At 32.0% G+C, this 13,413-nt stretch carries 19 protein-coding genes and 1 tRNA gene; 5 read left to right on the top strand and 15 right to left on the bottom strand.

Annotation, left to right across the window (positions count from 1 at the left end):
* Positions 1-25 precede the first annotated feature (25 nt).
* Positions 26-99 (bottom strand) — tRNA-Met (locus tag MUN68_RS10825).
* A 130-nt stretch (positions 100-229) separates the two neighbouring features.
* Between MUN68_RS10825 and MUN68_RS10820 the strand changes: the two genes are divergently transcribed.
* Entirely contained in the window at positions 230-622 is a 393-nt protein-coding gene (locus tag MUN68_RS10820; RefSeq protein ID WP_249996516.1) for an START-like domain-containing protein, read from the top strand.
* Positions 623-679: 57 nt separating this feature from the next.
* Positions 680-1,525, top strand: a complete 846-nt coding sequence (locus MUN68_RS10815; protein WP_249996518.1) for an aminotransferase class IV — start codon at positions 680-682, stop codon at positions 1,523-1,525.
* Here MUN68_RS10815 and MUN68_RS10810 read toward each other — a convergent pair.
* The 5 genes from MUN68_RS10810 to MUN68_RS10790 all read right to left on the bottom strand — a co-directional run bounded on the left by MUN68_RS10810 (position 1,522) and on the right by MUN68_RS10790 (position 6,107).
* Entirely contained in the window at positions 1,522-2,082 is a 561-nt protein-coding gene (locus tag MUN68_RS10810) for a YqgE/AlgH family protein (RefSeq protein WP_249996519.1), read from the bottom strand. The genes MUN68_RS10815 and MUN68_RS10810 overlap by 4 nt on opposite strands.
* 159 nt (positions 2,083-2,241) lie before the next feature.
* Positions 2,242-2,514 (bottom strand): HU family DNA-binding protein, encoded by a 273-nt coding sequence (locus tag MUN68_RS10805; RefSeq protein ID WP_249996520.1) that lies wholly within the window; start codon positions 2,512-2,514, stop codon positions 2,242-2,244.
* Between the two features lie 196 nt (positions 2,515-2,710).
* Positions 2,711-3,664 carry a methionyl-tRNA formyltransferase gene (gene fmt, locus MUN68_RS10800; protein ID WP_249996521.1) on the bottom strand — a complete coding sequence of 318 codons (954 nt, stop codon included), beginning with the start codon at positions 3,662-3,664 and terminating at the stop codon, positions 2,711-2,713.
* A 2-nt stretch (positions 3,665-3,666) separates the two neighbouring features.
* The gene (locus MUN68_RS10795; protein ID WP_249996522.1) at positions 3,667-5,565 is read right to left on the bottom strand and encodes a RecQ family ATP-dependent DNA helicase; all 1,899 of its coding nucleotides are present in this window, start codon (positions 5,563-5,565) and stop codon (positions 3,667-3,669) included.
* Positions 5,565-6,107, bottom strand: a complete 543-nt coding sequence (locus tag MUN68_RS10790; protein ID WP_249996523.1) for an AAA family ATPase — start codon at positions 6,105-6,107, stop codon at positions 5,565-5,567. Before MUN68_RS10790 ends, MUN68_RS10795 begins: the two co-directional genes overlap by 1 nt.
* A 90-nt stretch (positions 6,108-6,197) precedes the next feature.
* On the opposite strand from MUN68_RS10790, the gene MUN68_RS10785 reads away from it, so the two are divergent.
* From MUN68_RS10785 to murA, 3 genes are all read left to right on the top strand, one after another.
* Positions 6,198-6,491 (top strand): YbeD family protein, encoded by a 294-nt coding sequence (locus MUN68_RS10785; RefSeq protein WP_249996524.1) that lies wholly within the window; start codon positions 6,198-6,200, stop codon positions 6,489-6,491.
* Positions 6,492-6,581: 90 nt separating this feature from the next.
* Complete coding sequence (locus MUN68_RS10780) at positions 6,582-7,232, top strand: DUF4290 domain-containing protein (RefSeq protein WP_249996526.1); 651 nt, start codon at positions 6,582-6,584, stop codon at positions 7,230-7,232.
* 10 nt (positions 7,233-7,242) lie between these two features.
* Positions 7,243-8,559 (top strand): UDP-N-acetylglucosamine 1-carboxyvinyltransferase, encoded by a 1,317-nt coding sequence (gene murA, locus MUN68_RS10775; RefSeq protein ID WP_249996527.1) that lies wholly within the window; start codon positions 7,243-7,245, stop codon positions 8,557-8,559.
* A 69-nt stretch (positions 8,560-8,628) separates the two neighbouring features.
* Here the strand turns inward: murA and MUN68_RS10770 are convergent, their stop codons facing one another.
* The 9 genes from MUN68_RS10770 to MUN68_RS10730 all read right to left on the bottom strand — a co-directional run bounded on the left by MUN68_RS10770 (position 8,629) and on the right by MUN68_RS10730 (position 13,237).
* Positions 8,629-8,991 carry a SnoaL-like domain-containing protein gene (locus MUN68_RS10770; RefSeq protein ID WP_249996528.1) on the bottom strand — a complete coding sequence of 121 codons (363 nt, stop codon included), beginning with the start codon at positions 8,989-8,991 and terminating at the stop codon, positions 8,629-8,631.
* Between the two features lie 77 nt (positions 8,992-9,068).
* Complete coding sequence (locus tag MUN68_RS10765; protein ID WP_249996529.1) at positions 9,069-10,373, bottom strand: cryptochrome/photolyase family protein; 1,305 nt, start codon at positions 10,371-10,373, stop codon at positions 9,069-9,071.
* Between the two features lie 15 nt (positions 10,374-10,388).
* The gene (locus MUN68_RS10760) at positions 10,389-10,856 is read right to left on the bottom strand and encodes an SRPBCC family protein (protein WP_249996530.1); all 468 of its coding nucleotides are present in this window, start codon (positions 10,854-10,856) and stop codon (positions 10,389-10,391) included.
* Between the two features lie 10 nt (positions 10,857-10,866).
* On the bottom strand, positions 10,867-11,328 hold the full coding sequence (locus MUN68_RS10755; RefSeq protein ID WP_249996531.1) for a TspO/MBR family protein: 462 nt from the start codon (positions 11,326-11,328) through the stop codon (positions 10,867-10,869).
* A gap of 5 nt (positions 11,329-11,333) precedes the next feature.
* Positions 11,334-11,501: a Lacal_2735 family protein gene (locus MUN68_RS10750; RefSeq protein ID WP_249996532.1), complete on the bottom strand. Its 168-nt coding sequence runs from the start codon at positions 11,499-11,501 to the stop codon at positions 11,334-11,336.
* Positions 11,502-11,509: 8 nt separating this feature from the next.
* Positions 11,510-11,989: a glutathione peroxidase gene (locus MUN68_RS10745; RefSeq protein ID WP_249996534.1), complete on the bottom strand. Its 480-nt coding sequence runs from the start codon at positions 11,987-11,989 to the stop codon at positions 11,510-11,512.
* Between the two features lies 1 nt (position 11,990).
* Entirely contained in the window at positions 11,991-12,674 is a 684-nt protein-coding gene (locus MUN68_RS10740) for an SDR family NAD(P)-dependent oxidoreductase (protein ID WP_249996535.1), read from the bottom strand.
* Positions 12,675-12,685: 11 nt separating this feature from the next.
* On the bottom strand, positions 12,686-12,910 hold the full coding sequence (locus MUN68_RS10735) for a hypothetical protein (protein WP_249996536.1): 225 nt from the start codon (positions 12,908-12,910) through the stop codon (positions 12,686-12,688).
* Positions 12,911-12,964: 54 nt separating this feature from the next.
* On the bottom strand, positions 12,965-13,237 hold the full coding sequence (locus tag MUN68_RS10730; protein ID WP_249996537.1) for a TIGR03643 family protein: 273 nt from the start codon (positions 13,235-13,237) through the stop codon (positions 12,965-12,967).
* Positions 13,238-13,413: the final 176 nt, after the last annotated feature.

The raw sequence follows: 13,413 nt of genomic DNA, 5'->3' as shown, positions 1-13,413 counted from the left end.
TAATTTTCACATAATTAAGATGTTGTAGCGAGAACGAGATTTGAACTCGTGACCTCTGGGTTATGAATCCAACGCTCTAACCAACTGAGCTACCTCGCCATAATTTCGGGTGCAAATATAAAAACAAAATCTATGGCAACAAACATTAAATGATTAAAATATTTTTTTACAGTTTAGTTTTATACTCATCAATTAATTGTATATATTGAGCCTTATAATAAAAATACAAATGGAAGATAAAGTCAAGTTCGAAATGGAGTTTCCAATACATGCATCTCCTCAACTTTTATATCAATATATATCAACACCTTCAGGCTTATCCGAATGGTTTTCTGATAATGTAAATTCTAGAGGTGAAGTATTCACTTTTATTTGGGATGACTCTGAAGAAACGGCAAAATTATTGAGTAAAAAAAGTGGTGAACGAATCAAATTTAGATGGGTAACAGATGAAGAGGAAGGCGATAATTACTTCTTCGAAATTAGAATTCAAGTTGATGAAATAACTAAAGACGTGTCTATTATCGTTACAGATTTTACAGAAGAAGATGAATTAGAAGAGGCTAAAATGCTTTGGGATAATCAAATTTCAGATTTAAAACAAGTTTTAGGTTCCGCTTAAGACTTCTAACTTATATAAGTTTTATATTTGTCTCGATGTTTAATCGAGACTTTTTTTATGATAAATCTCAACGGTAATTTAATAGAAGATTCAAATTTTATCACTAGCGAAAATAGAGGTTATAAATATGGCGATGCTGTATTTGAAACTATAAAAGCAGTGCATGGTAAATTGTTGTTTTGGGAAGACCATTATTTCAGACTTATGGCTTCTATGCGTATTATGCGCATGGAAATCCCTATGAACTTTACTATGGAATTCTTAGAGTCCGAAATTTTAAAAACAATTGAAGCCAATGCACTTTTAAAGTCTTCAGCCAGAGTACGATTAAACGTCGATAGAGGAGATGGAGGGAAATATCTTCCAAAACTAAAAGCCATCAGTTATAATATCTCTGTTGAAGCCTTAGCAACTGATTTCTATTCAATATCAAAACAAGACAACTATACTGTCGATTTATATAAAGACTTTTTTGTTGCTCCAGGATTGTTATCTACACTAAAAACAAACAACAAAGCCATTAATGTTTTAGGCAGCATCTATGCTGATGAAAATGGTTGGGAGAATTGTTTATTGTTAAACACCAATAAGAACGTTGTTGAAGCGTTAAACGGAAACCTATTTGTTGTCTCTGGTGAAACCATAAAAACGCCACCTTTAGAAGATGGATGTTTAAAAGGAATCATGAGAAAACAGCTTATAGAAGTGATTGTGAATTCTGGTGATTACGTTATTGAAGAAGCATCTATTTCACCTTTTGAACTACAAAAAGCAGATGAGTTGTTTTTAAGTAATGTCATTACAGGAATTCAGCCCATACTAAAATACCGTAAAAAAGAGTTTGTAACAACAATTGCTGAAGATATTATAAGACGATTAAATATCAAATTAAGAGTATCTTAATTATAACTCGGATTTTCAGGAGCGTTAGACCATAATTGATAGTTGCCTCCTAATTCTAACATTTTTTCTTTCCAGAACGTCTCACAGCATTTCTCTATAAGTTCCTCTTTATAGACATTCTTAGTAATAATCCAAGAGTTCGAAAGTAATTCGTTTTCAAGTTGTTGAGAATCCCATCCTGAATATCCAAGAAAGAAACGTATATCTGAATTTGAGAGTTTGTTTTCTTCAAGTAATTTTAAAACAACATCAAAGTTTCCGCCCCAAAAAATACCTAAAGAAATCTCAATACTATCTGGAATTAATTCTGGTACCTGATGTATAAAATACAAATTGTCTTGTTCAACAGGACCACCATTAAATACTTTAAAGTCCGCTTGAGTTTCGGGTATTAAATCCTGAAGGGTGTACTCTAATGGTTTGTTTAAAATAAAACCAATAGAACCTTGACTGTTATAATCAGCAAGTAGTATAACGGATCTATTAAAAGATAAATCACCAATTATGGATGGCTCTGCAATTAATAAATCACCTTTTTTGGGCTTTATGGTAATCATAGCATATGATATATGTACTAAATCTAAAACATATTTCTTTAAAAACCAATAAATTTTATAACTAAACCAAATACTTGAAATTTCTTATATGGTAGAAGTTATATAAAAGAAAAAGCCCACTTTAAAAAAGTGGGCTTTAAATCTATTTTTAAGTGTTGCTTAGTTTACAGCTTTACCTAAATCAGAACCAGCTTTAAACTTTACTACGTTTTTAGCTTTGATTTGTATAGTCTTACCAGTTTGAGGGTTTCTTCCTTCTCTTGCAGATCTTCTAGAAACTGACCAAGAACCGAATCCAACTAAAGAAACTCTGTTTCCTTTTTGTAAAGATCCTTCGATGTCGATTAATAATGAATCTAATGCTTTCTTAGCAGCTGCTTTTGTAATTCCAGCATTTTCTGCCATTCCATTGATTAAATCTGTTTTGTTCATAAAAATTAAATTTTAAATTATTAATAAATAGTTGGGTTAAACATTTTTGTTAAATCCTCTTACAAATTTATATGTAAAATCCATCTACGCAAGTAATAGCAAGGGAAATACAGTTATTTGTTGATAACTTAGTTGATTTGTTAATAAAGGATGTGCATTTTATCGGATTTTTTATAATATCAATGGTAATAAGGGTTTAGAGCAGTTTTGCGTTTTTATCAAAATGATATCCATTTAATAAAGATTTTATATTCATTTTTCGTTTACCAGGTAATTGAATTTCTATGATATTTATAAATCCATCAGTTACAGCTACTTTCAATTCATTTTTATTACTGAGGAGTGTTCCAATATCTAAATGATGGGTTTCGACTTCTTTTTCAATTTTAAAAATCTTGACAGTTACTGTTTCATTTTCATTATTAAGGTCAGACCAAGCAGATGGAAACGGATTTAAGCCTCTAATTTTATTATAAATATCATCAATAGGTAAAGTCCAATCAATCTTGCAATTGCCCTTATTCAGTTTATATGCGGTTTTTAACTCTTCAGTATTTGGCTGAATCGTAGTTTCTACTGCGTCATCTTCAATTAACTGAACTGTTTTTAAAACAAGTTTACTACCAATCTCCATAAGCTTATCATGAAGTGTTCCAACTGTTTCATCGGGTTCAATCGTAATTTCCTCTTGAAGAATCATCGCTCCAGTGTCAATCTTTTCATCTATAAAAAAGGTTGTTACACCAGTTTTAGTTTCTCCATTAATAATGGCCCAATGTATTGGTGCTGCGCCTCTGTAGTTTGGTAACAGTGATGCATGAAGATTAAATGTGCCATGTTTAGGCATGCTCCAAACAACCTCTGGAAGCATTCTAAAAGCGACTATGATTTGTAAGTTGGCTTCTAAAGCTTTTAATTCTTCTAAAAAAGATTCTGCTTTTAGATTTGTAGGTTGTAAAATGTTTAGCCCTTCAGATTGTGCATACTTTTTAACAGCAGATTCGTTTAGTTTTCTACCACGTCCTGCAGGCTTGTCTGGAGCTGTAATGACTCCAACAATGTTATAATTGGCATCAACTAAAGTTTTTAATGTGGCAACAGCAAAATCTGGTGTGCCCATAAATACGATTCTTAAGGTGTCGTTACTCATAGTTATTTTATTTTGTAGGTGTTTGATGGTGTAGTTTCTATAATTTGATGTTCTAATAATAGTTTTAAAACGTCAAAAATTTCAGTGTCTTTATATGGTAAAGCTTCTGTAAGCTGTCTTGAATTACAATTCTTATTTGTTAATATTGAAATAATATGCTTCTGAATGGTTTTTATATCACTTGAATTTTTAGATTTTGAATTTGCGATACACACCGAGCATTTACCACAAGTTTCAACTGAATCTTCCCCAAAATAATTTAGTAATTGTAACTGTTTGCATACGGAATTATTTTCAATGTATTTTAAAACTTCATTTACCTGAAGCCTTTTCAAATCTTGTTGTTGCTCAACAATTGTTATTATTCTATTAATTGTTTTATCATCTTCTCTAGGCTGAAGGAACACAATTTCAGAATCTGTATTAGAATACATAAAGTCAACCACGTCATCTCTATCTAATTGTTGCAAAACTGCTATAATTTGTTTTTCTGTTGTTGCTGTTTTTCCAGCAATAAGTGTAAGGTTAATAGCTAATGTATGTTCGAAAATTCCACCATAGGTTCTAAGGATAGACTTAATAATAAGTTCAATATGTTTATGCCGTTCTAGATAAGCAAATAAAGCAGCACTACTGATAATGAATTGTAATGTCGTTTTATAATTAAATTGCTGTGATAGTTTTATGATACTATTTCTATCTAAAATTTGAAGTGTGTTAAAGGTCTGCGTTGTTTTGAAATCGTAAGTTTTACAAAAGGTGTTAAAATTAAATTGATGCGATGAAAATTCACCTTCACCATAAGAAATCTGAAAATAGTTACAGAGTTTTCTGTAGACTGCCTTAATATAATCTACTGATGGTAATGTGTTTATAAATTGACTTTTTAAACGTTGTTCGTCAGATTTGTTGGTTAGTAATATCGCGAATGCATTTTCATTGTTTCTTCCAGCTCGTCCAGCTTCTTGATAATAACTTTCGAGACTTTCTGGTAAATTAATATGAAAAACAGTTTTTACATCAGGTTTATCAATTCCCATTCCAAAAGCAGTCGTTGCAACCATAATTTCTTTTTGGTTGTTCATCCATTGGTCTAATCGTACTTGCTTATCTTTTGTTGGAATGCCTCCATGGAAAAACGTAGAACTAAATCCTAGTTTTTCTAACTGCTCATGAATTTCAATGGTTAATTTTCTACTTCGCACATATATAATTGAAGCCCCTTTGTGTGCTTTTAATAAACGTTCTAAATCATAGAGTTTGTCTTCACTATAAACAACTTTATAAGCAATGTTTGGTCTGCTAAAAGAGGCTTTGAAAATTTTAGGCGCAATAAAATCTAATTCAACTATTGTCTCATCAATGACTTTAGGTTTTGCTGTTGCCGTTAGTGCAATAATGTTAACACTTGGTTGTAATTCTCTTAATAAGCTAATGTTTTTATAAGCAGGTCTAAAATCATTTCCCCATTGACTAATGCAGTGTGCTTCATCAACAGCAATAAGGTTAACGTTCATTTGCTGAATGCGATGCTTAACAATATCTTGTTGAAGGCGTTCAGGAGATACATATAAAAACTTATAATTTCCGTAAATACAATTATCTAATAAAGTGTCAAGTTCTTTATAACTAATTCCGCTAGTGATAGCCATAGCTTTGATGCCTTTGTCCTTAAGACTTTTGACTTGATCTTTCATAAGAGCGACAAGAGGAGATACAACAATACAAATCCCTTCTTTTATTAATGCTGGAATTTGAAAGCAAATCGATTTTCCTCCACCAGTTGGTAACAAAACAAAGGTGTCTTCATTGTTCAAAACGGCATTGATAATATCTTCTTGAAGCGGTCTAAAAGACGTGTGATTCCAGTAACGCTCCAATATGTTTATAGGATGTGACATCACTTCAAATTTAAAGCATCTATGATAAAATCTGCACGTTTTTCTATACTATCAAAAGGAACGTCTATAAGTTTGTAACCAAAACGTTCATATGTATTTAATAAGGCATGATGGATTTCGACAGCTTGATCAAAATTTTCATAACGTTCGCTATCATTAACAAATATTTCTTGCCAAGGCGCTAAAACAAATACTTTGTCATATGCATGTTTTTCGCAAGTATCCACGAAGTGTTTTGGGTAGTCACTATTAAAATAGTCCATATAAGCTACGACATCTGGCAAACCTCTATCTAAAAACACAAGGTCTTTATCTAGTGATTCGGCTTCTATGTATTGCTTCGTTCTAGCTTCTAAAAGTAATTCACTAAAGAGTAGTGGTTTTTTCAAAAAAAGTTGCTCGATGCCATCTTTTCTTGCGTCAAGAATTACTTGTCTTGATATTTCTTCAAAGCAAGTATACTCACGTTTTATAAGTTCATTTATAATAGAAGATTTACCTGTTCCAGGTCCACCAGTAATGACTATTTTTCGTGTATTCAAATTGACAAGGTTTTGGTTGTAAATTTAACAATTAATTATGCAAAGCAAAATGTAAGTAAAGCGTATCTTTGCTTCCGAAGAAGAAATATTATGAGTTCAGATAAAAAAACAGAAGAATTTTACAACAAATTAAGAAGTCAGCTTTTTGAAACTGCGAGCTGGCCAACAGAATATTTGTATAAATTTATTGTACCAACGGATGAGCATAAAATAAATCAAATTGAAGGTTTATTTAACAATCTTGGTGCAGTAATAACAACTAAAGAATCAGGTAAAGGAACGTACACTAGCGTATCTATTAATGTAGATATGAAAGATCCAGATGCTGTGATCGCTAAATATAAAGAAGTTGCAGAAAAAATTGAAGGTGTTATTTCACTTTAATATTTAGATTGCTAACTATTTTTTTGTATTTTGCATCCATATGCAGAAGTACTTCATGCATGATTTACAAACACTACACAAATATATATTTTGATTGACGATATAGAATACAACACAGAGCGTGAACATTTAATTATTCCTGAATACGGAAGACATCTTCAAAAGATGGTTAATTACGCGAAAGGATTACCAACAAAAGAAGAACGCAATAAAGTTGCAAAATCTATCATTAATGTGATGGGTAATTTACAACCGCACTTACGAGATGTACCAGATTTTCAGCATAAACTTTGGGATCAGCTTTTTATTATAGCAGATTTCGAATTGGATGCAGATTCTCCTTATCCAACAACGACAAAGGAAGAGTTGAACGAAAAGCCGGAACCATTAAAATATCCACAAAATTTTCCTAAATATCGTTTCTACGGAAATAATATCAAGACGATGATTGATGTGGCAAATACTTGGGAGGAAGGTGAATTAAAAGAAGCACTTGTGTATACGATTGCTAATCACATGAAGAAGTGTTTCTTAAATTGGAATAAAGACACCGTTGACGATTATGTGATATTTAATCATTTATATGAATTATCTGATGGTAAAATTAACTTAAAAGAAGGTGCTGAAGACTTATCTGACTCTACAAGTTTGATGCGTAACAAGAAGAAATATTCTAACTCTAATAATAAGAAATCGCATCACAAAAAAAATAATTCTAACCGAAATAGGAAACGTTATTAATAGCTAGTACATGTCAACATTTATTATTGAAGGAGGTCATCAATTAAAAGGTAAAATACAACCTCAAGGAGCAAAAAATGAAGCTTTACAAATTTTATGTGCAGTACTTTTAACTGCTGAAGAAGTTAAAATCGACAATATACCAGATATTATTGATGTCAATAAATTGATTGCTTTACTTAAAAAGTTAGGCGTTAAAATCAATAAAGTAGGAAAAGGCTCTTATACATTCAAAGCAGATGACGTAAATCTAAACTATCTTGAATCAGCAGAATTTAAAGAAGACGGAAAAGGATTAAGAGGTTCGATTATGATTGTTGGTCCGTTATTAGGACGTTTTGGTAAAGGATACATTCCGAAACCAGGAGGAGACAAAATTGGTCGTCGTCGTTTGGATACACACTTTGAAGGCTTCATAAATTTAGGAGCAAAATTCAGATATAATAAAGAAGATTTGTTCTATGGTGTTGAAGCAAAAAAATTAAAAGGAGCGTATATGCTCCTTGATGAAGCTTCTGTGACAGGAACTGCTAATATTGTTATGGCAGCTGTTTTTGCAGAAGGAACAACCACAATCTACAATGCAGCTTGTGAACCATACTTGCAACAGCTTTGTAAAATGCTCAACAGAATGGGCGCAAAGATTAGTGGTGTAGGTTCTAACATGTTAATTATTGAAGGTGTAGATGAGTTAGGTGGAACAGAGCACAGAATGCTTCCAGATATGATTGAAATTGGAAGTTGGATTGGTTTAGCCGCTATGACTAAAAGTGAACTGACAATTACAAACGTAAGTTGGGACGATTTAGGTCAGATACCAAGCGTCTTTAGAAAAATAGGAATCAATATCGAACGTCAAGGTGATGATATTCATATTCCTGCACACATTAATGGTTATGAAGTACAGAATTATATTGATGGTTCAATTTTAACTGTTTCTGATGCACCATGGCCAGGATTTACTCCAGATTTATTGAGTATTATCCTAACGGTCTTAACTCAAGCAAGAGGCGCAGCAGTTGTGCATCAAAAAATGTTTGAAAGCCGATTATTCTTTGTAGATAAGTTAATAGATATGGGAGCAAAAATTATTCTTTGTGATCCTCATAGAGCGACAGTTATTGGTCATGATTTTAAATCGACATTGAAAGCGACAACAATGACGTCGCCAGATATTAGAGCAGGAGTCTCTTTACTTATTGCAGCGTTATCTGCTAAAGGAACATCAACCATTCATAATATTGAACAAATTGATCGAGGTTATGAAAACATAGACGAACGTTTACGAGCTATTGGAGCTAAGATTACTAGAGTAGAAGGGAATTGATTTCTATTCATAATAAATATTAAAAAAGCCTCGAATTTTCGAGGCTTTTTTTATTACTAATTAAGACTGTTATTCCATTGAATAAAAATACTGCTCACTTGCAATTTTGCCATCTTTTACTTCATATACGCATACTTCTTCCATCTTCTGTCTTCCGCGTTCTTTAAACGTGCAATCAAATCCCATTTTTGCTGTAAACCAGTTGCCAGCAACTACAGGTTCGCTAATAGAACTCGCATGAAAATCTTCAACACTATCTAACCACTCTTTGCTTTTATTCCATACATTTTGTTTTCCTGAAATAACTTCTCCAGGCATTCCAGGCATTTCTTTGCTTACAACATTATCTGCGTAAAGTTCGTTTATACAGTCTAGATTTTTACCTTCTCTGCACATTTGAGCCCATTTTTGAGCGACATCATTTGTGTTCATTTTTAATCGATTTTTAGATTGTCACTAAAATTAATAAAAAAGGAAATATGAAACTTAAAAAGAATGTTAATCTTGAATTAGCTAACAGCTTCCTTATACACTTTTAAACAACGCTCTCTAGCTTCTTTATGGTCGACCATTGGTCCTGGATAGGAGACGTCTTGATATTCTGGAACCCATTTTTTTATGTAGTTATGGTTTTTGTCAAACTTCTGTATTTGAGTAGTCGGATTGAAAATCCTAAAATAAGGTGAAGCGTCAACACCAGAACCAGCAACCCATTGCCAATTACCAATATTACTAGCCATTTCATAATCATGTAATTTTTCAGCAAAGTAAGCTTCGCCTAATCGCCAATCAATTAATAAATGTTTGCATAAAAAGCTGCCAACCAACATCCGAACTCTGTTATGCATAAAGCCAGTTTCGTTGAGTTCACGCATTCCAGCATCTACTAACGGATAACCTGTTTTTCCTTCACACCAATGCTTAAATTCAGTTTCATTATTACGCCATTGTATTCTATCGTATTTCGATTTGAAAGCATCTTTAACGGTATGTGGAAAATGCCATAAGATTTGCATGAAAAATTCTCTCCAAATTAATTCTTGCCAAAACACCTCATTGGATTCTGAAATAGCTTTTTGAACCATTTTACGAATGCTAACCGTTCCAAAGCGTAGATGAGGTCCTAATCGTGATGTAGCATCTTTCGCTGGGAAATTTCTTGTGGCTTCATAGTTTTGAATAAGTGATGACGAGACAGAATATTGAGCAATCTTTTGTTTTGATGCTGTAAACCCAATATCACTGAGACTTAGATTAGGGAACTCTGAATTTTTAATAAGGTTTCCGAAGTGAGATGTAGTATCATAGATTTCTAGATTTTGAGATCTGAACTGTGTCTTCCAAACTTTCATATAAGGCGTGTAAACCAAATAAGGTTTTCCATCTTGTTTTACAACGTCATCTTTTTCAAAAATCACTTGATCTTTGAATGTTTTGAATTCAATATTATGATTAGATAAAAGGGTTTTTATTTCTAAATCTCGTTGTTTCGCATAAGGTTCATAATCGTGATTTGTAAACACAGAATGAATTTCATAGTCGTTAATTAACTGCTTGTAAATATCAATAGGTTTTCCGTGGAATATAGCTAAACTACTACCATAGTCATTTTGAAGTGATATAAGCATGTTTTGTAAAGTGTCATGAATGAATGTCACTCTAGCATCATCTTCTGGTAATTCGCTTAAGATTTCTGAATCAAAAATGAAAATAGGTAATACAGGGTGTTCGTCTGTTAATGCGTTAAATAGTCCAACATTGTCATCTAAACGTAAATCACGTCTAAACCAGAAAATATTCAGTGGTTGTTTCATTAAAATACTATTGATTTATGAATTATAAGTTCCGTATATTTCTTCCAATTTTTTAGTCCGATAATTGAAAATTTCTTCCAATTTTGGTTTTACAATACATGGATGAACGAGTTGACCTAAAATTCCGAAAGGGACTTTATAATCTATAATGTCTTCCATTTCAACACCTCCATCAATTTCTTTTATAAAATGCTTGTGATGCCATAATGCATATGGTCCGAAACGTTGTTCATCAACAAAATACTTTTTGTCTACACTATGTGTGATTTCAGTCACCCATTTTGTTTTGATACCTAAAACTGGAGTGACAATATATTGAATGATTTGTCCTGCAAACATTGGCCTGTCTGCTCCTGAGAGAATATGAAATCCCATATAATCTGGTGTTATTGTTTTTAGGTTTTTTGGATTGGATAAAAATTCCCAAGCGGTATCAATTGATATAGGTAAATTTTGCTTTTTATGTAACCTGTAAATTTTCATTTAGAGCATATTAATTATATAATGAAATGTATAGATTGAGTGAAGTGGCAATGCATAGCCAAATAGCATAAGGTAAGATTAATAGCGATTTACCTTTTAAATCTTTAGCATAAGTAATGAGAAATGCAATCACAATTAAGGTAAGTAATATGATATTAACTAAAGCTAAATCAACTAATTTCAGATTAAAAAACAGAAGGTTCCAGCTTATATTAAGGATAAACTGTATGATAAAAAGTGTTATTACTTTTTTGGTGAATCGTTTTAAATACAGAAATGCCATATAAATTGAAAAGCAAATCATTATGATGGTCCAAGCGGCTCCAAAAACCCATCCTTCAGGAGTCCAAGGTGCTTTTTCTAACTGCATATACCAATCGCCTTTTGGACCATTAGCCATAAATAAAGAGCCAATACCTAAAGCACTAAAGTTAATGATTAAGAAAATGATGAATGGTTTGAAGAACTTCATGAGCATTAGTTTTGTAAGTGCTTTATTTGTTCTTGAATCTTCTCGGCTTCAGCGTATTTTTTATCGCTTTCAGATCTATTTGTAGTCGATAATGTATGCCATTCTTTCATAAGTTTTTTATACTTTTTTTGAAGTTTATCAGCTTCAGAACTTGTCTTAAATAATCCGAACATAATAGTAGCTATTTTAAGTGTTTAGTGATTTTTGAACTTGTTGGTGACGTCAACGAAAAATAATAGTTGATAAATTCACCTTGTGGACCAACTAGATATTTCTGAAAATTCCATTTGACACTAGAATTTGATGATCCATTCAATTGCTTTTGAGTTAGCCAAGTATATAAAGGGTGTTGGTTGGTTCCTTTTACATCTAATTTTTCGGTTATAGGAAAGGTGACACCATAATTTATTTCACAAAAGGATTCAATAGCTTTTGCATTTCCTGGTTCTTGTTTTCCAAATTGATTGCAAGGAATACCGATGACAACAAGCTTGTCCTTATAATTATCATATAGTTCTTGCAAGCTTTTGTATTGAGGTGTAAATCCACATTTTGATGCGACATTAACAAAGAGAATGTATTTGCCTTTAAAATTTGATAGTTCTAAAGGTTTTCCGTTAAGGTTCTTAATTTTGATATCGTAAATAGAAGTTTGATCCATATTATAATTTGAAACTCACGATTCCACAATCCATTTCAAAGATTTGTCCTGAAATTGAACTTGATTTTTCGGATAATAAAAATTCAGCCATACCAGCCACATCTTCTGGTTGTAAGAATTTTTTCATTGGATGACGTTCTGCAATATTTTCAATCATTTTGTCATTGCGTAATAGTTTTGAAGCTAAATCAGTATTCGTTACAGTAGGAGCAATAGCGTTTATTCTAAGTGTGGTAGCTAGTTCTGCTCCTAATGATTTTACTAAGCCTTCAACTCCAGATTTAGCAGCTGCAACACTTGCATGAAATGGCATTCCTAATTTAGCAGCAACTGTACTAAACAAAATGATAGATGGGTTTTTGCCATTTTTAATAATAGTCAAATACTTTTGAATCGCTTTTACAGCACCTATGACATTTATTTCATAATCTGATCTAAATTCATCTAAGTTTAAACGATTTATCGGTTTTAAATTGATACTACCAGGACAATAGACTAAGCCGTCTGCTATTTCTATTTCTGGTAAATCATCAGTAAGAATGTCACAATTGTAATGCATGAGGTTGTTGTGCACTAGCTCTGGTTTTGTTCTGCTAATATTAATCACCTTATGATGTTTAAGTAGCGTATGAACTATTGCGTTGCCAATACCTCGACTACCTCCAATAATGATATATGTTTTCAATTGAAGTTAAGTTATGCTGTTAATGGAGCGCCTTTTAAACGCTTTTCAACTTTTCTTTTGATTAGAGTTAAGCGCTTCATAAGGTCCATTATTTTTTGATCTTTACGTTCAATGTAAATTTTATTTAAATCTAATATCAAGGCTTTTGCTTCACGAGAAATTTTAACACGATCACTTGTTGAAAGTGACTTCATCTTTCTTTTCTCGAACTCTAAGGCTTTGTTTATTAATTCCATAATTTTATATGTTTATGTAGTTGTGTATTCTTGTTTTTTCAATCTAAAAAAATATTATCGTTTAGATATCGAGTTTTGGGTTATCTGTTTTTGTCTGGAACATTTAAATCTACCCTCTGAAAATGTTCGTAATTTTTCATGTTTTGTTTTACGACCTTGAACTCGTTTGCGCCACATTTTGAAACTTTTGGGTTTCATCTCTTTCCGCATCAGTTTAATGACGTTTTGTTCTTTTAAGCCAAATTGAAATTCTATAGCTTCAAAAGTGGTTCTATCTTCCCAAGCCATTTCTATGATTCTATCAGTCGTAATTAGATCTAATTTCATTACGTAAATTGAAAATTAAATTGCAGATACCTCATTTTAATTAATTATTTGGAATCCTGTAATCTAAAACCTGATGATTATAGATTTCATAATACTCAAATTTACAAAATGTTTAATGTTTATAATGTATGTTTAAACAAAAAAATAACATATCACTATAGATTTTAGTTATAGTA

The organism is Psychroserpens ponticola (genome assembly GCF_023556315.2).
GTDB classification, from domain to species: Bacteria; Bacteroidota; Bacteroidia; order Flavobacteriales; family Flavobacteriaceae; genus Psychroserpens; species Psychroserpens ponticola.
This window is presented reverse-complemented; position numbering and strand designations above follow the sequence as displayed.

Bases quoted from the DNA above. Each gene is read 5' to 3' on its own strand.
- MUN68_RS10750 (WP_249996532.1), bottom strand. From the start codon at position 11,501: ATGTTCGGATTATTTAAGACAAGTTCTGAAGCTGATAAACTTCAAAAA.
- MUN68_RS10785 (WP_249996524.1), top strand. From the start codon at position 6,198: ATGAGTTCAGATAAAAAAACAGAAGAATTTTACAACAAATTAAGAAGT.
- MUN68_RS10810 (WP_249996519.1), bottom strand. From the start codon at position 2,082: ATGATTACCATAAAGCCCAAAAAAGGTGATTTATTAATTGCAGAGCCA.
- MUN68_RS10820 (WP_249996516.1), top strand. From the start codon at position 230: ATGGAAGATAAAGTCAAGTTCGAAATGGAGTTTCCAATACATGCATCT.
- MUN68_RS10745 (WP_249996534.1), bottom strand. From the start codon at position 11,989: ATGGATCAAACTTCTATTTACGATATCAAAATTAAGAACCTTAACGGA.
- MUN68_RS10760 (WP_249996530.1), bottom strand. From the start codon at position 10,856: ATGAAAATTTACAGGTTACATAAAAAGCAAAATTTACCTATATCAATT.
- MUN68_RS10730 (WP_249996537.1), bottom strand. From the start codon at position 13,237: ATGAAATTAGATCTAATTACGACTGATAGAATCATAGAAATGGCTTGG.
- fmt (WP_249996521.1), bottom strand. From the start codon at position 3,664: ATGAGTAACGACACCTTAAGAATCGTATTTATGGGCACACCAGATTTT.
- MUN68_RS10795 (WP_249996522.1), bottom strand. From the start codon at position 5,565: ATGTCACATCCTATAAACATATTGGAGCGTTACTGGAATCACACGTCT.
- murA (WP_249996527.1), top strand. From the start codon at position 7,243: ATGTCAACATTTATTATTGAAGGAGGTCATCAATTAAAAGGTAAAATA.
- MUN68_RS10755 (WP_249996531.1), bottom strand. From the start codon at position 11,328: ATGAAGTTCTTCAAACCATTCATCATTTTCTTAATCATTAACTTTAGT.
- MUN68_RS10805 (WP_249996520.1), bottom strand. From the start codon at position 2,514: ATGAACAAAACAGATTTAATCAATGGAATGGCAGAAAATGCTGGAATT.
- MUN68_RS10770 (WP_249996528.1), bottom strand. From the start codon at position 8,991: ATGAACACAAATGATGTCGCTCAAAAATGGGCTCAAATGTGCAGAGAA.
- MUN68_RS10815 (WP_249996518.1), top strand. From the start codon at position 680: ATGATAAATCTCAACGGTAATTTAATAGAAGATTCAAATTTTATCACT.
- MUN68_RS10765 (WP_249996529.1), bottom strand. From the start codon at position 10,373: ATGAAACAACCACTGAATATTTTCTGGTTTAGACGTGATTTACGTTTA.
- MUN68_RS10735 (WP_249996536.1), bottom strand. From the start codon at position 12,910: ATGGAATTAATAAACAAAGCCTTAGAGTTCGAGAAAAGAAAGATGAAG.